Below are 18359 nucleotides of genomic sequence, written 5' to 3'. Positions count from 1 at the left end.
TGGGGGTGTTTGGTGACGCCCACGGCGTCTGGTACAGTTCTCGAAGCCAAAGACCGCCGGATGTCGTGCTGCTCGCAACGTGTTTGTGAACATCGTGACCGAAGGTCCTCACTCGTGAGGCATCCCGCGCAGGTGTTCCGAACCACTCCCACCATCTGGTGAGAGCAGCTCCGAGCCTCTGCGCCGGAGCTTTTTTCGTTCGTGGACCTGGGGCTGCCGGCAAGACCCCCAAGGAGAACCATGGCGAACAAGGAAGCTGCGGTCGCCGAGCTCACGGAGTCCTTCCGTAGCTCGAACGCCGTTCTGCTCACCGAGTACCGCGGTCTCACGGTCGCGCAGCTCAAGGAGCTCCGCAACTCGATCCGTGAGCACGCCACGTACGCCGTGGTGAAGAACACGCTGACCAAGATCGCGGCGAACAACGCCGGCATCTCGTCGTTCGACGACGAGCTCGCCGGTCCGTCCGCTCTCGCTTTCGTCCACGGTGACACCGTCGCCGTCGCGAAGTCGCTGCGTGCATTCGCCAAGGCGAACCCCGAGCTCGTGGTGAAGGGCGGTTACTTCGACGGTAACCCGCTCACCGCGACCGAGGTGGACAAGCTCGCCGACCTCGAGTCCCGTGAAGTGCTGCTCGGCAAGCTCGCCGGCGCACTCAAGGCCTCGCTGTTCGGTGCTGCGTACCTGTTCCAGGCACCCCTCTCGCAGGCCGTCCGCACCGTGGACGCCCTTCGCGAGAAGCAGGAGTCCGCGGCCTGATCAGGCTCGCGTTCATCAACCACACGTACTAGCTAGTAGTAGGAGAAAATCATGGCGAAGCTTTCGCAGGACGAGCTCATCGAGGCCTTCAAGGAGCTCACGCTCATCGAGCTCTCGGACTTCGTGAAGAAGTTCGAAGAGGTCTTCGAGGTCACCGCGGCCGCCCCGGTCGCCGCTGCCGCCCCCGCCGGCGCAGCTGCTCCGGCCGAGGCCGCTGAGGAGAAGACCGAGTTCGACGTCATCCTCAAGTCCGCTGGTGACAAGAAGATCCAGGTCATCAAGGAGGTCCGTGGCCTGACGTCGCTCGGCCTCGGTGAGGCCAAGGCGCTCGTCGAGACCGCCGACGCCAAGATCCTCGAGGGTGCGAACAAGGAGACCGCCGACAAGGCGAAGGCGACCCTCGAGGCCGCTGGCGCCACGATCGAGCTCGCGTAGTCTCGACCGTTCCGGTCACGAAGGCCGCTGCCCCTCGGGGCGGCGGCCTTCGTCGTGTGCGGGGGGCGGGGGGCGGCGAAGTTTCGCGCTTTTTGTCACTTTCGCCAAAGCGACAGATGGGCCCGGGAAGATCACGGATTCTTGTCGCTTCGGCGCCTCTGACGGTGCCCGCTTCCGCAGAGTCGTCGCTTTGGCATCGCCGCATGGCGGTCTGGAGGCGCGTGGGTTCTCCACAGTCCGGCGAACGTCGCCGACATCGGTTGCGCTGGCCGACAAAGTGTTGCCATGCACCCTGCCAACGCCATCGCACTGTTCCGGACGAACAGACTCGATCGCGCGGACGCACGACAGCTGCAGCGCCGCAAGCTGGCCGGCGAACTCGTCCGCGTGCGGCAGGGCGTCTACGTCGACCGCTCGGCGTGGGACGCGCTCGACGGCCGGAGCCGACACCTCGTCCGCATGCGGTCCGCTCTCCCGCTGCTCCGCGGAGGCGCTGTGTGGTCGCTCGACTCAGCGGCTGCGATCCTCGGCGCACCTCGTCTCGACCCGTGGCCGGAGCGTGTCCATGCGAACGTGCCCGCGCTGGAGTATGACCTCCGACGTACCGGGCTCACGATGCACGCCGGGTCCTCGCTCGTGTCGGGGCACCGTTTCCACGGCGTCGAGTACACCGCTCTTGCGCAGACGACGATCGAGCTTGCTCGTCGGACATCCTTGGCCGCGGCGGTAGTCGGGCTGGATCACGCGCTCCGCAACGGAGTCCGGCACGAAGACCTCGAGCGTCTGGCGCTGATTGCCGGTCCGTGGGGCGCGGTCCGCCTTGAGCACGCGTTGGAGATCTGCGATGTCCGCCACGAGTCGGTGGGCGAGTCCTACTTCGCAGCGCGTGGGGCCGAGCTCGGCTGCCCCGACATGGAACCGCAGCACGAGTTCGTCGGCGTGGACGGTGCCGTCGACCGGGTCGACTTCTGGTTGCCGAGGCAGGGGATCGTGATCGAGTTCGACGGCCGGCAGAAGTACGAGGACCGCGAGATGCTGTGGGGGAGGAGCGGCGCCGACGCCGTCTGGAGGGAGAAGCAGCGCGAGGACCGGGTCCGTGCTCGCGGCGAGGTCAACGCGTTCGTCCGCGTGTACTGGGAGCACCTCGTGGTGCCGGAGCGCCTCCGAACCCTGTTCCGTCAGCACGGTGTGCCGTGCCGATGACGACCTGGCATCTTGGTGCTGCCAGAGCGACACCTCTCGCGGGAAGGACGTCACGCCTCCCGGCAGAGCGACAGAGCGCCGCGAACGTTCCGCGTGCATCTGTCGCTTTGGCGGGAGTGAGCGCGTGAGGTCGGCGCGCTTGCGCGGCGGCGCGTCAGCGCAGGGTGCTGTGGCGGCGGCCGTAGGCCAGGTAGAGCAGGGCGCCGGCGACCATCCAGATGCCGAAGGCGATCCAGGTGGTGGCGCCGAGGAACACCGCGAGCAGCACGCAGCTCAGGGTGCCGAGGATCGGCACGACGGGGAACAGCGGCACCCGGTACGAGCGCTGCAGGTCGGGCTGCGAGCGGCGGAGCACGATGACGGACACGTTCACCAGGGCGAACGCGACGAGGGTGCCGATGCTCGTCGCGTCGGCGAGCTCACCGAGGGGCACGAGCGCGGCGACGATGGTCACGGCGATGCCGATGATGAGCGTGTTCGCGATCGGGGTGCCGGTGCGACGGGAGACCCGCCCGAAGACCTTCGGTACCAGGCCGTCGCGAGACATCGTGAGCAGGATGCGGGTCTGGCCGTACAGGACGGTGAGGACGACGCTGGCGATGGCGACGACGGCGCCGATCGAGAACACGAGGGCGACGAGCGGCTGCCCCGTGACGTCGACCACGATGCGGACGAGTGACGCTTCGGACGACGAGAACGCCGTCCACGAGCGGGCCCCGACGGCGGCGATCGCGACGAGGATGTACAGCGCGGTGATGAGCGCGATCGAGCCGATGATCGCCCGGGGCAGGTCACGGCGGGGGTTCTTCGCCTCTTCACCGGCGGTCGAGGCGGCGTCGAAGCCGATGTAGGAGAAGAACAGCCGTGACGCGGCGGCGGTGACCCCGGCGGCGCCCATCGGGGCGAGCGGCTCGAAGTTCTGCGCCCGGAAGGCCGTGAACGCCACGATGACGAAGAAGACCAGCAGGGCGATCTTCACGATCACCATGACCGTGTTCACCCAGGCGCTCTCGCGGGCACCGGGCAGCAGCACGACGGTGGCGAGCAGGACCAGGACGGCCGCGGGCAGGTTGACCACGCCGCCGTCGACCGGGGGAGCGGCGAGCGCGGTGGGCAGGTGCAGGCCGAACACGCGGAGGGTCTCGTCGACGTACTCGCTGGCACCCACCGCGACCGCGGCCACCGAGACGGCGTACTCGAGCACGAGGCACCAGCCGCAGATCCAGGCGATGCCCTCGCCCATCGTGGCGTACGTGTACGAGTAGCTGGACCCCGAGGTCGGGACGGCGCCCGCCATCTCGGCGTAGGACAGCGCGGACAGCAGCGCGGCGATCCCCGCGACGACGAACGAGATCCAGACGGCGGGACCGGCGAGCGGGACCGCGGTGCCGAGGACGACCAGGATGCCGGTGCCGAGCGTGGCCCCGACGCTGATCATCGTCAGCTGCCAGACCCCGAGCGACCGACGGAGCGGTTCACCGTTCACACCACGGGACGCTTCGGCCTGCAGCTGCTCGATCGGCTTGCGGCGGGCGAGCTGCGCCCCCAGGGACGTGGGACGTGACGGCGCGGACGACATGGGACCTCGGTGGTGCGGGGACGGGGACGGCACATGCTCGCACGCCCCCTGAACGGGGTCAAATACTGCGGTGCTGTGGAGCGGGCGGTCGATGTCCGAGCGCGGGGCTACGGTGGCTCCATGAGCATGGGACACGGCGGGCGAGGCGGCGGCCCGCGCGGGGGTGGGCGCATCTCGAGCGGCGACTTCCGCGCACAGAAGGCCGCCAATGCCGAGGCGCCGAGGATCCCGCACCTGGTCCGGCGCATCGCCGCGCTGTTCGAGCCGCACCGTCGAGCGATCATGCTCACGGTCGTCCTCGTGCTGGTCGGTGCGGCCATCTCGGTCGTGCCGCCACTGCTCACCCAGCAGGCGTTCGACCGCGGGCTGTTCCCGCCGTCGGGTCGCCCGGACGTCCCGGTGCTGATCGAGCTCGTGTCCGCGATGGTCCTGCTCTGGATCGCGAGCGCCGGGGTCGCCGTCTGGCAGACGTACCTGACCGCGACGGTCGGCAACAAGGTCATGGGCGCGATGCGGATGCGCCTGTTCGCGCACCTGCAGCGGATGGAACTCGCGTTCTTCACCCGCACCAAGACCGGCGTCATCCAGTCACGCCTGCAGAATGACGTCGGCGGTGTGGCGAGCGTGCTGAACAACACGATCTCGTCGGTGCTCGGCAACACCGTGACCGTGATCGCCGCCGTGGTCGCGATGCTCCTGCTGAGCTGGCAGATGACGCTGGTCGCCGTCGTCCTGCTGCCGCTGCTCGTGATCGCGCAGCGCCGAGTCGGCCAGGTCCGGGCCCGCATCGCCGCGCAGACGCAGGAGTCGCTGTCCGACATGACGGCCATCACGCAAGAGGCGCTGAGCGTCTCCGGCATCCTGCTCGCGAAGAGCTTCAACCAGCAGGCCAGCGAGACCCGCCGCTACGGGGACGAGAACCGCAACCAGATCACCCTGCAGGTGCGCCAGCAGATGTCCGGGCAGTGGTTCTTCGCGATCGTGCAGATCTTCCTGTCGATCATCCCGGCGATCATCTACGTCGTCGCCGCGTACCTGATCATCGGCGACGTCCCGATCACGGCCGGGACGATCGTCGCGTTCACGACGGTGCAGTCCCGGCTCCTGTTCCCGACGGTCGGGCTGCTGCGCGTGGTCCTCGACCTGCAGACCTCCGGTGCGCTCTTCGCCCGCATCTTCGAGTACTTCGACCTCAAGCCGGCCATCACCGACTCGCCGACCGCCCGGCCCGTGGACGAGTCGAAGGTCGGCCACGTCGCCTTCGACGACGTCGTCTTCACCTACCCCGACGGCGAAGCCGACAAGCCGACCCTGCGCGGGGTGTCGTTCGAGCTGCGCCCCGGGCAGTTCGCGGCCTTCGTCGGTCCCTCCGGCGCGGGCAAGACGACGGTGTCCTACCTGGTGCCCCGGCTGTACGAGGCGACCGAAGGATCGGTACGGTTCGCCGGGCAGGACGTCCGCGACCTGGTGCACGAGGACCTGATGCGGCACGTCGGCATCGTCAGCCAGGAGACGTACCTGTTTCACGCCACGATCGGCGAGAACCTGCGGTACGCCAAGCCCGACGCCACCGACGACGAGCTCGAGCGTGCGGCCCGTGCGGCGAACATCCACGACACGATCGCGTCGTTCCCGGACGGCTACGACACCGTCGTGGGGGAGCGCGGCTACCGCCTGTCCGGTGGCGAGAAGCAGCGCATCGCCATCGCCCGGGTCATGCTGAAGGACCCGCCGGTGCTCGTGCTCGACGAGGCCACCAGCGCGCTCGACTCCATCTCGGAGCACGTCGTGCAGACGGCGCTCGACACGGCGGCGGCCGGCCGGACCACCATCTCCATCGCGCACCGGCTGTCGACGATCCGCGACGCCGACGTCATCTTCGTCCTCGACCACGGCCAGATCGTCGAGCAGGGCACGCACGACGAACTCCTCGCCCTCGACGGCACGTACGCGCAGCTGCACCGACAGCAGAACTCGTCGGCGGACGTCGTCCGCCCCTGACGGTCGCGACCGGGCGCCGGACAGGAGGCCCGTGGCCGCGTCCGCACGGGCCTCCCGTCCGGCGCGCAGCGCGACCAGGGCTCGCCGTCCGCCGCGGGATGCCGGGACGCTGTCCGCACACGACACATCCCAGCGGGACGCGGGGACCGCGTCCTAGACTCGACAGCGTGCGTTACGCGAACTCCGTCGTCGACCTCGTCGGCGACACCCCGCTCGTCAAGCTCAACCGGGTGACCGAGGGGGTGCGGGCGACCATCCTCGTGAAGGTCGAGTACCTGAACCCCGGTGGGTCGTCGAAGGACCGCATCGCCACCCGGATCATCGACGCGGCCGAGGCCTCTGGCGATCTGCGCCCCGGCGGGACCATCGTCGAACCGACCTCCGGCAACACCGGCGTCGGTCTGGCCCTGGTCGCACAGCAGCGCGGCTACCGGTGCGTCTTCGTGCTGCCCGACAAGGTCGGCGAGGACAAGCGCAACGTGCTGACGGCGTACGGCGCCGAGATCGTCGTCACCCCGACCGCGGTCGCGCCGGAGCACCCCGAGTCCTACTACTCGGTGTCGGACCGGCTCGTGCAGGAGATCCCCGGCGCCTACAAGCCGAACCAGTACGCGAACCCGAACGGTCCCCGCAGCCACTACGAGACCACCGGTCCGGAGATCTGGCGCGACACCGAGGGGCAGATCACCCACTTCGTCGCGGGCGTCGGCACCGGCGGCACGATCTCGGGCACCGGACGGTACCTGAAGGAGGCGTCCGACGGCGGCGTCCGCATCGTCGGGGCCGACCCCGAGGGCTCCGTCTACTCCGGCGGCACCGGTCGCCCGTACCTGGTCGAGGGCGTCGGCGAGGACTTCTGGCCGAGCGCGTACGACGCCGGCGTGCCGGACGAGATCATCGCTGTGTCGGACGCCGACTCCTTCGCGATGACCCGGCGCCTGGCGCGTGAAGAAGGACTGCTCGTCGGCGGCTCGAGCGGCATGGCCGTCGTCGCGGCACTCCGCGCCGCCCGTGACCTGACCGAGGACGACGTCGTCGTCGTGCTGCTGCCGGACGGCGGCCGCGGCTACCTCGGCAAGATCTTCAACGACCGGTGGATGCGCTCCTACGGATTCGCCGAGACCGACGACGAGCGCACGGTCGGCTCGCTCATCGCCGGCAAGGACGGCCGCCTGCCCGACCTGGTGCACGCGCACCCGGCGGACACCGTGCGCGACGTCGTCGACATCATGACCAAGTACGGCGTCTCGCAGATGCCCGTGCTCAGCGCAGAGCCGCCCGTCGTCATCGGCGAGGTCGTCGGCGCCGTCGAGGAGAAGGCGCTGCTCGAGCAGGTCTTCACCGGCACCGCGAAGATGTCGGACGCGCTCACCGGCTTCGTCGGCGACCCGCTGCCGCTCATCGGCGTCGGCGAGTCGGTCTCCGCGGCGCGTCGTGCGCTCGAGTCGGCCGACGCGCTCCTCGTCGTCGAGGACGGCAAGCCCGTCACCGTGCTGACCCGGCACGACCTCCTCACCTACCTCTCCGAGTAAGGAACCACCGAGCATGACCGAGTTCAGCACCCGAGCCGTCCACGCCGGCCAGGAGCCCGACGAGACCACCGGCGCCGTCATCCCGCCGATCCACCTGACGTCGACGTACGTGCAGGACGGCGTCGGCGGCATGCGCAACGGCTACGAGTACTCGCGCGCCGGCAACCCGACGCGCGACTCGCTGCAGGTGCTCCTCGCCGACCTCGACGGTGGCGTCGCGGCGTCGTCGTTCGCGTCCGGGCTCGCCGCCGAGGACGCTCTGCTCCGCGCGGCGCTGGTCCCCGGTGGCCGTGTCGTGATGGGCAACGACGTGTACGGCGGCACCCACCGGCTGGTGAGTCGGCTGCACGTTCCGTGGGGTGTCGAGCTCGTGGTCGTCGACATGAGCGACCTCGACCAGGTCCGCGCGGCACTGCAGGGGGCACCGGCCACCACGGTGCTGTGGGTCGAGACGCCGACGAACCCGCTCATGAAGATCGCCGACATCGCCGCGCTCGCGACCCTCGGGCACGAGTCGGGCGCCCTGGTGGTCGTCGACAACACGTTCGCGTCGCCGTACCTGCAGCAGCCGCTGTCGCTCGGCGCCGACGTCGTCGTGTACTCGACGACGAAGTACCTCGGCGGACACTCCGACGTCGTCGGCGGAGCCGTCGTGCTCGCGGACGAGGAGCTCGCGGCGAAGGTGCAGTTCCTGCAGTTCGGCGCGGGCGCGATCTCGTCGCCGTTCGACGCCTACCTGACCACCCGTGGTATCAAGACGCTCGCGGTGCGGATGGAGCGGCACTCGCGGAATGCGCAGGCCGTCGCCGAGGCGCTCGTCGGCGCGCCCGGCGTCGAGCGCGTCTACTACCCGGGCCTGCCCGACCACCCGGGGCACGACGTCGCCGCCCGCCAGATGCGCGGGTTCGGCGGGATGCTCTCGGTCGCGCTCTCCGGTGGTGCCGAGGCCGCGAAGCGGTTCGCGGAGTCGACGGAGCTGTTCGCCCTGGCCGAGTCGCTCGGTGGCGTGGAGTCGCTCATCGGGTACCCGAGCGAGATGACCCACGCGTCGGTGAAGGGCACCGAGCTGGCCGTGCCCGAGAACGTCGTGCGGCTGTCGGTCGGCATCGAGGACGCCGGCGACCTGGTGGCGGACCTGGAGCAGGCGCTGACGCGCTGACGCGTGGCCCGGTGACGCGGGACCGCTGCCACACCGTCACCCCTCGCCCCTACGATGTCGTAGGTGAGCACAACGGCGTCGCGGACCAGCCTGCTGAGCGGGCCCTACGCCCTCGCGACGATCGGTATGGTCGCCATCGTCGGCGTCGCGGCGTTCCAGAACCTGGCGATGACGACGATCATGCCGGTGATCAGCCGCGACCTCGACGGCGAGACCCTGTACGCGCTCGCCTTCGCCGCCCCGCTCGCCGCCGGGGTGCCGGGGATGGTGCTCGCTGGCAACTGGACCGATCGCGCCGGTGGCCGGATCGTGGCGTGGGTGTCGGCGGCGTTCTTCGCGGTGGGGACCGCCGTGGTCATGCTCGCGCCGACCATGGAGGTGTTCCTGGCCGGTCGACTCATCGAGGGGTTCGGCGCCGGGGCCATCGACGTGGTGCTCTACGTGCTCGTCGCCCGGATCTTCCCCGCCGAGCTGCACGGACCGGTGTTCGCCGGGTTCGCCGCCGCCTGGGTCGTGCCGGCGTTGGTCGGCCCCGCCCTGGCCGGCATCGTCACCGACACCTGGAACTGGCACTGGGTGTTCGCCGGGGCACTGGCGATCGCGCTGGTCGCCTTCGCCCTGCTCGTGCCGACCCTCGGCCGGGTGCACGCCCCGGCCGCGTCGCTCCGCCCGCCGTGGCAGCGGCTCAGGATCGGCTGGTCGGTGGCCGCTGCCGTGTCGATCCTGCTGCTCAACGTCGCGCCCGACCTGCCCCCGTGGGGCATGGTCGCGGCGGTGCTCGTCGGGCTGGTCGGCACCTGGTTCGCCCTGCGGCCGCTGCTGCCGACCGGCACGTTCCGGGCCGCGGCCGGGCTGCCGTCGGTCGTGCTGCTGCGCGGGCTCGTCGCCGCGTCGTTCTTCGGGAGCGAGGCGTACGTACCGTTCCTGCTGCAGGCCGAACACGGGTTGTCGCCGTCGGCTGCGGGGCTGGCCCTGACGGTGGCGGCGCTCAGCTGGGCAGCTTCGAGCTGGGCGCACGGTCGTCTGGGGGAGCAGCGGCTCACCGCCCGTCGCACCTTCGGGGTCGGGCTCACGCTGGTGCTCGTCAGCCTGGTGACCGCGCTCGCGGTCGCGACGTTCGACCTGTCGTGGTGGGTGCTGGTCGCCGGCTGGTTCGTCGGCGGTGCGGGCATGGGTGCGATCTACCCGCGCGCCTCGATGCTGACCCTGCGGTTCTCCGGCGAGGGCGACGACGGCTTCGCGAGTTCGGCCCTGACGATCGCGGACGCCGCGGGCAGCGTGATCGGTCTCGCGGTGACCGGTCTGCTCTTCACCGCGACCGGTGGTGCCGACGGCACGGTGTCGTTCCCCCTGGTCTTCGCGGCGATGATCGGTTTCGCTGCTCTGGCGATCGCGGCCGTCCGACGGCTCGGCCCCGTGCCGGCGCCGGCGACGACGGCCCCGGCAGGCCCGGGCGGATCCGTCCCGTCGCGGACTCCGTCGTCGCACGGCCCGGCCGCCGGGTAGCGTGGCAGACCGGACCGAAGAGGAGACCCCGTGCTGCGCATCGTCGCCGTGACCGTCGCCCTGGTGGCGGCCCTGACCCTGGCCGGGTGCCAGGGCACGACGTCGGCTGCCCCCACACCGGTGCAGAGCACCGACCTGACGAGCTCCGACGGCGGTTTCGACCAGCAGGCCGTGATCGGCGTCGTCCTGCTCCACGACGACGCGGCCCTCGCCGACCGGCTCCGCACCGACCTGGCCGACTCCGGGTTCCGACCCGACGTCCGAGTCGCTCCGGCATCGGGCGCGGCGGCGTCCCAGCGGACCGCGGTCGCCCAGCTCGTGCGCAAGGGCGCCAAGGCCCTGCTCGTCCACGCCGCCCGACCGTCCACGCTGACCGGTGTGATCCAGACCGCCCACGACGCCGGGGTCGTCGTGGTGTCCCTCGGCGATCCGCTGCCCGCCGCCGGCACCGGGGGCGACGGGGTCTCCGCCGACTACCGCGTGCCGTCGGAGGGCGACGACGCCGACACCGCGGCGACGGCGGTCGAGGTCGTGCAGTCCCTGCAGCGCGGCGAGAAGCCGGAGACCGACCCGTCGGACGGCGACACGACCGACGCCGAGTAGGCACGAGCAGCACGAGCAGCCCGAGCACGGCACCACGAGCACGGCAGCAGGCCAGCACCCACGCGATCACGCGATCACGCGATCACGCGATCACGCGATCGGAACGAACGACCCGCTCAGCTCCACCACGCCGGGAACGACAGCGTGATCGTCTCCACCAGCGCCTTCCGCGACCGACGGGGCCCGGCCAGCCAGGCCTCGATCGCCCCGACGAACCCCTGCGCCACGAACCCCGCGGCGACGTCGTCGAGCAGGTCGGGCCGGTGTGCGGGGTCGAGCTCGCGGATGTGCAGGGCACTCGACACCGTGAAGTGCTCGACGAGCAGCCGGTGCAGCGACGCGTCGTTCGGGTCCGGCAGCGCCTTGCCGTAGATGTCGCGGTGCGTGGTCACGTGCTCGACGACGGCGTTGATGCCGCGCCGGGTGATGGCTGCGAGCTCGTCGGCTCCGGCGCCCCGGTCGGCGGCGGCTCGGCGCTCGTCGGCGTCGTCCTGCCGGATGCGGTCGAGTTCCGGCGTCAGGACGTCGGCGAGCAGCGACCCGGGGGAGACGGCGTGCGAGTAGAACGTGGCCCGGTTGATGCCGGCGGCACGCGTGACGTCGGCGACGGTGATCTCCGAGACCGGTCGGTCCGCGGCGAGTCGCAGGATCGCCTCGCGCAGCGCTGCAGTGGTGTGCAGGATCCGGGCATCCACCATGACGCCCACCCCCTTCTGATCCGCTTCACCCGGAAGGCCCCCGAGCAGTCCGACGCTACCGCATGGTCCGCGCGCGGCCGAGGGGCAGCACGAGCCGCTTCACGCGGGCGGCCGGCACCGGCGGCGCCGAGCACGCACCGGCGACCGTAGGATGGTTCCGCGGACGAATCGATTCGATAGACCCGCGATCACCCCCCCCGCCCCCTCATCGTCGAAGGACTCCTGTCTCGTGACCGCGCCCGCCACCACCGGTTCGCTCCGGGTCGTCCTGCACCCGGGAGACTCGCTCTCCCGCGGGCAGCGACTCGTCTACGTCTTCGTCCTGGGCGCCCTGACGGCGCTCGGTCCGTTCACGATCGATCTGTACCTGCCGGCGTTCCCGGCGATCAAGGACCAGTTTAGCGTCACCGACGGTGCGGTCCAGCTGACGCTCACCGCGACCACGCTCGGCTTCGCCATCGGGCAGCTCCTGGTCGGCCCGTGGAGCGACAAGGTGGGTCGCCGACTGCCGCTGATCATCGCGACGACGGTGCACATCGCCGCGTCGATCGGCGCCGCGACCGCGCCGGACATCGAGCTGCTCGCCGTGTTCCGCGTGCTGCAGGGCATGGGTGCCGCAGCCGGTGGTGTCGTCGCGATGGCGACGGTGCGTGACCTGTTCGGCGGCAAGCCGCTGGTGCGGATGCTGTCCCGTCTGGCGATGGTGAACGGCCTCGCGCCGATCCTCGCGCCGCTCATCGGTTCGCAGATGCTGCAGTTCACCAGCTGGCGCGGCATCTTCGTCTTCCTCGCCTGCTACGGCCTGGCGGTGGTGATCGCGTCGATCCTGCTCATCGTCGAGACCCTGCCGCCGGCCCGCCGGCACGAGGCCGGGCACTCCACCATCGGCCAGCGCTACAAGGCGCTGTTCTCCGACCGGATCTTCGTCGGCGTCGCGCTCATCGGCGCCATGGTGTTCAGCGGGCTGTTCTCGTACCTCAGCGCGTCGCCGTTCCTGTTCCAGCAGGTCTACGGGCTCGACGCGCAGCAGTACGGGCTGCTCTTCGCCGTCAACTCGGTCGGCGTGGTCCTCGGCGTGCAGATCTCGTCGCGGCTCGCCCAGCGGGTCGGTCCGCAGTGGATCCTGGCGTGCTCGACCGCGACCCTGCTGCTGGCGTCGCTCGCGATCATCGTCCTCGACCAGCTCGGCGCCGGTCTGGTCGGCGTGCTGGTGCCGCTGTGGTTCTTCATCGCCGCGTGCGGGTTCTCGTTCCCGCTCGTCCAGGTCATCGGTCTCGCCGCCCACGGGAAAGAGGCGGGGACCGCAGCCTCGGTGCTCGGTGCCCTGAACTTCGGCGTCGCCGGGCTCATCTCGCCGGTGGTCGGCTGGCTCGGCATCACGACGGCCACCCCGATGGCGATGGTGATGGCGTCGACCGCCGCCGTCGCGATCCTGATGCTCTGGTTCGTGGTCCGCCCCCGGACGGTCCCCGCACTCACGCACTGACGACCCGGACCGCCGCGCGCTCCGGTCCCTAGGCTGTGCCCATGAGCGACGCGACGGAGCGGGCACGGGCGGCTGCCGAGGCAGCGAGACAGGCCGCCGACGAGGCACGTCGGCTCGCCGACGAAGCGGCGCGGCGAGCCGAGGAGCTCGCCGCCGCACTGGCGGTGGAGGAGCAGACGGAGCCCACCGCCGACGCGGAACCCGCGGTCGTCGGGTCCCCACCACCCACCGGCCTGGAGGCGCGGCTCACGCCCGACGCGGAGCCCGCCCCTGCGGCCGCACCGGCTCCGACCACCCCTGCCGCGGCGGTCGAGGCGACCGCCGCGGATCCGGTGGCGACGGCGGCGACCGGCGCCGTGCCTCCCGTCCGGGGTGGGATCGGCCCGCTCGGACCGGACGCGGTCGCGGCGATCCGTGACGGCTACGCCGTCGCCGGTGGTGCGATCGAACTCGGTGCCCTGGTCAACGGCGCAGCGGTGCCCGAGGTGCAGGTCCGCATCCCGCTCGCGATGCTGAACCGGCACGGGCTGGTGGCCGGGGCGACCGGCACCGGCAAGACCCGCACGCTGCAGGTGCTCGCCGAACAGATCGCGGCGAACGGGGTGCCGGTGTTCGCCGCCGACATCAAGGGCGACCTGTCCGGCCTGGCCGTCGCGGGGCAGGCGACCGACAAGCTGCTCGACCGCACCGCGGGCATCGGCCAGCAGTGGCAGGGCGTCGCGAGCCAGGCCGAGCTGTTCTCGCTGGGCGGGCAGGGCACCGGCGTGCCGATCCGTGCCACCGTCTCCGGGTTCGGGCCGCTGCTTCTGTCGAAGGTGCTCGGCCTGAACGACACGCAGGAGTCCTCGCTCGGCCTGGTGTTCCACTACGCCACGCAGCAGGGGCTGGCGCTGGTGGACCTCGACGACCTGCGGAGCGTGCTGACGTTCCTGGTGAGCGAGCAGGGCAAGGGGGAGCTCGCCGAGCTCGGGGGCCTGTCGAAGCAGACCGCCGGGGTGATCCTGCGCGAGCTCGTCACCTTCGCCGACCAGGGCGCCGACCGATTCTTCGGGGCGCCCGAGATCGACACGCAGGTGTTCCTGCGGACGGCGGCGGACGGGCGGGGGATCGTCAGCCTGCTCGAGGTGCCCGGTGTGCAGGACCGGCCGGAGGTCTTCTCGACGTTCCTGATGTGGTTGCTGGCGGACCTGTTCAACGAGCTGCCCGAGGTCGGCGACCAGGACGAGCCGAAGCTCGTGTTCTTCCTGGACGAGGCGCACCTGCTGTTCAACGGGGCGTCGAAGGACTTCACCGAGCAGATCGTGCGGACCGTGCGGCTCATCCGGTCGAAGGGCGTGGGGGTCTTCTTCGTGACGCAGACCCCGAAGGACGTGCCGAACGACGTGCTGGCGCAGCTCGGGTCGCGCATCCAGCACCAGCTCCGCGCCCACACCCCGGACGACGCGAAGGCGCTCCGGGCGACGGTTTCGACCTACCCGACGAGCGACTACGACCTGGGCGAGGTCCTCACGTCGCTCGCGACCGGCGAGGCGATCGTCACGGTGATGAACGAGCGGGGCGCACCGACCCCCGTCGCGTGGACCCGGCTGCGTGCACCCCAGGGGTCGATGGCCCCGATGCCGGCCGACGAGATGGCCGCGCGGGTGCAGGCCTCACCGCTCCTGTCGACCTACGGCACCCGCGTCGATCCGGACTCGGCGCGCGAGGTGCTCGCGCGCCGGATGGAGGCGGCGGCCGCCGCAGCCGACGCCGCTGCCGCAGCCGACGAGGCCGCTGCCGTCGCGGCGGACGCATCGGCGGATGCCCAGCAGGAGTACGAGCGGCAGCAGCGGGAGTTCGAGCGGGCCGAGCGAGCGTCGGACGCCCGGCGGTCCGGTCGATCCGGCGGCTCCGGTCGGTCGGGCGGGACACAGCGGTCCGGCACGCGGCGATCCGCGGGGGACCCGCTGTCGGACCTGCTCGGCTCCGGGCTGGGCGTGACCATCGCGAAGGAAGTGGTGCGCGGGATCTTCTCGACGCTGCGGCGTCGGCGCTGACCGGTGCCGCGCTGACCGTTTCTGTGCTGACCGGTGCCGTGCTGACGGGTGCCGTGCGGTGGCCGCTGGCCGGTCCGCCGGTGGGTCAGGGGGCGTTGAGGCCGGCGAACTCGACGGCGAGCAACCCGCCGACGACCAGCACGACGAGGCCGCCGACGAGCAGGAACGCCGACCGCTGCTCGTACCAGGCGCGGCTCGTCGGGTAGCGCTTCGCGAAGGTGCGGGCGGAGACCGGCCGCGACTCTTCGACGACCTGCACGCCGAGCGCGTCGACCACTCGGTCGAGCCCGTCGTCGCCCCACACGTCGGCGCGGAGCCGGAAGAGGTGGGTGCCGGTCCGGTCGAACGCGACGAGTTCCCGCACGGTCCGGTCCACGGACGAGCCGAAGGTCGTGGCGAGCACCAGGCTGTGCACGCGGTCGCGGGGGATCCGACGGTGCGCCGTGAGGACGCCACGGATCGTCAGACCGTCGTCGTCGATCCCGATGAACGCGGTGTGCAGTCGGACGAACACGATGCCGACGGCCGCGGCCATCGCGACGACGATGCCGGCGAACACGGCCCACGTGCGGAACGGGAACGAGACCCAGACCAGGGCGACGGCGAGCGGCACGGCCGAGAAGGCGATGCTCAGCGCGGTGGAACGGACGAGGGACCGGCGCGGACGGAGGACCGTGTCGAAGACGGCGGGCCGCACGGGCACTGCGGGCACGGTGGTGTCCCCCATGGCGCGTCTCCTCGTCCCCTCGGGTGTTCCGGGCACGCTGACCAGCACGCCCTCCGAGCGACGCCCCTGCCGCTCGATGCACCGCGGTCGGCTCGTCCCGGAGCCGTTCGCTCGGCCAGCATAGGCGACCGACGGGTACCGGGGACAGCCCGTTCCACCCCTGGTCGGCGTTTCCCGGCCAACCGAGGGGGAACAGGGCACACGCTCGTCCGCAGGGTGGGGGACCGATCGACCGTGGAACGACGAAGGACCCGCACCGATCGGTGCGGGTCCTTCGTGGGTGTTGCGGTCTTGCTCGCTGCGGAGAATGGGGGATTCGAACCCCCGAGGGCTTGCACCCAACACGCTTTCCAAGCGTGCGCCATAGGCCACTAGGCGAATTCTCCTGACGCCGTCTCTCGACGGCGACACCCAATGGTACAGGTTCTCCGAGGTGCTCACGACCGCGTGTCGTCGGCGACGGTGCTCCCAGATGTCGTGACATGTGCGGCGACTACCCTGGGCCTCGTGTCGACCCGCATCTACATCACGTCAGCAGAAGGGCACACGGGCAAGAGCACCGTCGCCCTCGGTGTCCTCGAGACCCTCGCCCGGTCCGTCGGCCGCGTCGGCGTGTTCCGGCCCGTCGCCCGCTCGGTCGTCGAACCCGACTACGTGCTCGAGCTGCTGCTGCAGCACACGGCCGTCGGCATCTCGTACGACGACGCCGTCGGGGTCACCTACGACGACGTGCACGCCGACCCCGAGGCGGCGCTCGGCACCATCGTCACCCGGTTCGCCCAGGTCGAGCGGCAGTGCGACGCCGTCGTGGTGCTCGGGTCCGACTACACCGACGTGGGCAGCCCCACCGAGCTCTCCTTCAACGCGAAGGTCGCCGCGAACCTCGGCGCTCCAGTGCTCCTCGTGCTCGGTGGGCGCGACGCCGCCGAACGTGCGGCCCGCACCCCCGAGGGCATGGCGCAGGTCGCCGACGTCACGACGAGCGAGCTGCGGGCAGCACACGCGCAGCTGTTCGGCGTCGTGGTGAACCGTGCCGACCCGGACGCCCTGGCCGCCATCGTGACGAGCGTCGAGCAGGCCGTGCACGACGACCACCCCGACGTCCCGGTGTGGGCGATCCCCGAGGACCGCGTGCTCGTCGCCCCGACCGTCCGTGCCCTGCTGCAGGCCACCGGCGCCACCCTGGTCCGCGGTGACGACGCCCTGCTCGACCGCGAGGCCCTCGGCACCGTCGTCGCGGGCATGAGCATGGAGAACGTGCTGCCCCGGCTGATCGAGGGCGGCATCGTCGTCGTCCCCGGAGACCGGAGCGACGTCCTCATCGCCACGCTGCTCGCCAACCAGTCCGAGACGTTCCCGAGCCTGGCCGGCGTCATCCTGAACGGCGGGTTCGAGATCGCCCCGCAGGTGTCCCGGCTGCTCGAGGGCCTGTCGAGCTCGTTGCCGATCGCGCAGAACGACCTCGGCACGTACGACACCGCCCTCCGGATCACCCAGACCCGGGGGCGCCTGGCAGCCGACTCGCCCCGGAAGGCCGACCTCGCGCTGGCCCTGTTCGAGCAGCACGTCGACGCCGAGGCCCTGCGCGACCGCCTGCAGCTCGCCCCGTCCGGGGTCGTCACCCCGCTCATGTTCGAGCACGGCCTGCTCGACCGGGCGCGCAGCTACGGCAAGCGCATCGTCCTGCCCGAGGGCGAGGACGACCGCATCCTCCGCGCCGCCTCCACCCTGCTGCAGCGCCAGGTCTGCGAGCTGACGATCCTCGGCGACCCCGCCGCCATCCGCACGCGGGCGACCGAGCTCGGCCTCGACCTCGAGGCCGCGCAGCTCGTCTCGCCGTTCGACCCCGAGCTGCGTGAGCGCTTCGCCGAGGAGTACACCCGGCTCCGTGCCCACAAGGGGATGTCGATCGAGCTCGCCCGCGACACCGTCACCGACGTCTCGTACTTCGGCACGATGATGGTGCAGCTCGGGCTCGCCGACGGCATGGTCTCCGGCGCGAAGCACACCACCGCGCACACCATCCGGCCGTCGTTCGAGATCATCAAGACGCGTCCGGACACCTCGATCGTGTCGAGTGTGTTCCTGATGGCCCTCGCCGACCGCGTGCTCGTGTACGGCGACTGCGCGGTGATCCCGGACCCGACCAGCGAGCAGCTCGCCGACATCGCGATCTCGTCCGCCGAGACCGCGACCCAGTTCGGCATCGACCCCCGCGTCGCGATGCTCAGCTACTCCACCGGCGACAGCGGCTCCGGTGCCGACGTCGACAAGGTGCGCGCCGGCACCGCGTTCGTGCGGGAACGGCGGCCCGACCTGCTCGTCGAGGGCCCGATCCAGTACGACGCCGCAGCCGACCCCACCGTCGCGTCGACGAAGATGCCGGACTCCCCGGTCGCCGGCCGCGCGACGGTGTTCATCTTCCCGGACCTCAACACCGGCAACAACACGTACAAGGCCGTGCAGCGCTCGGCCGGCGCCGTGGCGATCGGCCCGGTCCTGCAGGGCCTGCGCAAGCCGATCAACGACCTGTCGCGCGGCGCCCTGGTGGGCGACATCGTGAACACCGTCGCGATCACCGCGATCCAGGCCGGCACCGCGACCGACGCGGCCTGACCGCCCGACCCGCACCGCGCCT

The 18359-nt window shown here is 71.2% G+C and carries 14 protein-coding genes and 1 tRNA gene; 11 read left to right on the top strand and 4 right to left on the bottom strand.

Annotated features, from left to right (window positions below):
- Positions 1–240: 240 nt before the first annotated feature.
- The 3 genes from rplJ (at position 241) to FFG40_RS14600 (ending at position 2394) form a co-directional block, all read left to right on the top strand.
- On the top strand, positions 241–756 hold the full coding sequence (gene rplJ, locus FFG40_RS14610; RefSeq protein WP_017888663.1) for a 50S ribosomal protein L10: 516 nt from the start codon (positions 241–243) through the stop codon (positions 754–756).
- Between the two features lie 51 nt (positions 757–807).
- Entirely contained in the window at positions 808–1191 is a 384-nt protein-coding gene (gene rplL, locus FFG40_RS14605; protein WP_027466380.1) for a 50S ribosomal protein L7/L12, read from the top strand.
- Between the two features lie 285 nt (positions 1192–1476).
- On the top strand, positions 1477–2394 hold the full coding sequence (locus FFG40_RS14600) for a hypothetical protein (protein ID WP_138803838.1): 918 nt from the start codon (positions 1477–1479) through the stop codon (positions 2392–2394).
- A 154-nt stretch (positions 2395–2548) separates the two neighbouring features.
- Here the strand turns inward: FFG40_RS14600 and FFG40_RS14595 are convergent, their stop codons facing one another.
- A complete protein-coding gene (locus FFG40_RS14595) occupies positions 2549–3973 on the bottom strand; it encodes an amino acid permease (RefSeq protein WP_138803837.1) in 1425 nt (474 codons plus the stop codon).
- 126 nt (positions 3974–4099) lie between these two features.
- Here FFG40_RS14595 and FFG40_RS14590 point away from each other — a divergent pair, with 126 nt between their 5' ends.
- The 5 genes from FFG40_RS14590 (at position 4100) to FFG40_RS14570 (ending at position 10774) form a co-directional block, all read left to right on the top strand.
- A complete protein-coding gene (locus tag FFG40_RS14590; protein WP_138804029.1) occupies positions 4100–5974 on the top strand; it encodes an ABC transporter ATP-binding protein in 1875 nt (624 codons plus the stop codon).
- Between the two features lie 167 nt (positions 5975–6141).
- Positions 6142–7506 (top strand): cystathionine beta-synthase, encoded by a 1365-nt coding sequence (locus FFG40_RS14585; RefSeq protein ID WP_027466384.1) that lies wholly within the window; start codon positions 6142–6144, stop codon positions 7504–7506.
- A 13-nt stretch (positions 7507–7519) separates the two neighbouring features.
- The gene (locus FFG40_RS14580; protein ID WP_138803836.1) at positions 7520–8665 is read left to right on the top strand and encodes a cystathionine gamma-synthase; all 1146 of its coding nucleotides are present in this window, start codon (positions 7520–7522) and stop codon (positions 8663–8665) included.
- 63 nt (positions 8666–8728) lie between these two features.
- Entirely contained in the window at positions 8729–10171 is a 1443-nt protein-coding gene (locus FFG40_RS14575; protein WP_138803835.1) for an MFS transporter, read from the top strand.
- A gap of 30 nt (positions 10172–10201) precedes the next feature.
- Positions 10202–10774 (top strand): substrate-binding domain-containing protein, encoded by a 573-nt coding sequence (locus FFG40_RS14570; protein WP_138803834.1) that lies wholly within the window; start codon positions 10202–10204, stop codon positions 10772–10774.
- A 116-nt stretch (positions 10775–10890) separates the two neighbouring features.
- On the opposite strand, the gene FFG40_RS14565 is transcribed toward FFG40_RS14570, so the two are convergent.
- The gene (locus FFG40_RS14565; RefSeq protein ID WP_138803833.1) at positions 10891–11472 is read right to left on the bottom strand and encodes a TetR/AcrR family transcriptional regulator; all 582 of its coding nucleotides are present in this window, start codon (positions 11470–11472) and stop codon (positions 10891–10893) included.
- A gap of 229 nt (positions 11473–11701) precedes the next feature.
- Here FFG40_RS14565 and FFG40_RS14560 point away from each other — a divergent pair, with 229 nt between their 5' ends.
- Together FFG40_RS14560 and FFG40_RS14555 are read left to right on the top strand one after the other, a co-directional pair.
- Positions 11702–12958, top strand: a complete 1257-nt coding sequence (locus FFG40_RS14560; RefSeq protein WP_051596893.1) for a multidrug effflux MFS transporter — start codon at positions 11702–11704, stop codon at positions 12956–12958.
- Between the two features lie 41 nt (positions 12959–12999).
- Positions 13000–14994, top strand: coding sequence for a helicase HerA-like domain-containing protein (locus tag FFG40_RS14555; protein WP_138803832.1), 1995 nt, complete (start codon positions 13000–13002; stop codon positions 14992–14994).
- An 85-nt stretch (positions 14995–15079) separates the two neighbouring features.
- Here the strand turns inward: FFG40_RS14555 and FFG40_RS14550 are convergent, their stop codons facing one another.
- Together FFG40_RS14550 and FFG40_RS14545 are read right to left on the bottom strand one after the other, a co-directional pair.
- Entirely contained in the window at positions 15080–15721 is a 642-nt protein-coding gene (locus FFG40_RS14550; protein WP_138803831.1) for a hypothetical protein, read from the bottom strand.
- Between the two features lie 301 nt (positions 15722–16022).
- Positions 16023–16107 (bottom strand) — tRNA-Ser (locus tag FFG40_RS14545).
- A 121-nt stretch (positions 16108–16228) separates the two neighbouring features.
- On the opposite strand from FFG40_RS14545, the gene pta reads away from it, so the two are divergent.
- Positions 16229–18337 carry a phosphate acetyltransferase gene (gene pta, locus FFG40_RS14540; protein ID WP_071405020.1) on the top strand — a complete coding sequence of 703 codons (2109 nt, stop codon included), beginning with the start codon at positions 16229–16231 and terminating at the stop codon, positions 18335–18337.
- Positions 18338–18359: the final 22 nt, after the last annotated feature.

Origin of the sequence: Curtobacterium sp. KBS0715 (genome assembly GCF_005938005.2) — a bacterium.
Lineage (GTDB): Bacteria > Actinomycetota > Actinomycetes > Actinomycetales > Microbacteriaceae > Curtobacterium > Curtobacterium flaccumfaciens.
Note: the sequence above shows the minus strand (reverse complement) of the source record. Positions and strands in the feature narration are given on the sequence as shown.

What these genes read in the sequence shown, in the direction of transcription:
- rplJ (WP_017888663.1), top strand. Translation starts at nt 241, where the DNA reads ATGGCGAACAAGGAAGCTGCGGTCGCCGAGCTCACGGAGTCCTTCCGT.
- rplL (WP_027466380.1), top strand. Translation starts at nt 808, where the DNA reads ATGGCGAAGCTTTCGCAGGACGAGCTCATCGAGGCCTTCAAGGAGCTC.
- FFG40_RS14600 (WP_138803838.1), top strand. Translation starts at nt 1,477, where the DNA reads ATGCACCCTGCCAACGCCATCGCACTGTTCCGGACGAACAGACTCGAT.
- FFG40_RS14595 (WP_138803837.1), bottom strand. Translation starts at nt 3,973, where the DNA reads ATGTCGTCCGCGCCGTCACGTCCCACGTCCCTGGGGGCGCAGCTCGCC.
- FFG40_RS14590 (WP_138804029.1), top strand. Translation starts at nt 4,100, where the DNA reads ATGGGACACGGCGGGCGAGGCGGCGGCCCGCGCGGGGGTGGGCGCATC.
- FFG40_RS14580 (WP_138803836.1), top strand. Translation starts at nt 7,520, where the DNA reads ATGACCGAGTTCAGCACCCGAGCCGTCCACGCCGGCCAGGAGCCCGAC.
- FFG40_RS14565 (WP_138803833.1), bottom strand. Translation starts at nt 11,472, where the DNA reads ATGGTGGATGCCCGGATCCTGCACACCACTGCAGCGCTGCGCGAGGCG.
- FFG40_RS14555 (WP_138803832.1), top strand. Translation starts at nt 13,000, where the DNA reads ATGAGCGACGCGACGGAGCGGGCACGGGCGGCTGCCGAGGCAGCGAGA.
- FFG40_RS14550 (WP_138803831.1), bottom strand. Translation starts at nt 15,721, where the DNA reads ATGGGGGACACCACCGTGCCCGCAGTGCCCGTGCGGCCCGCCGTCTTC.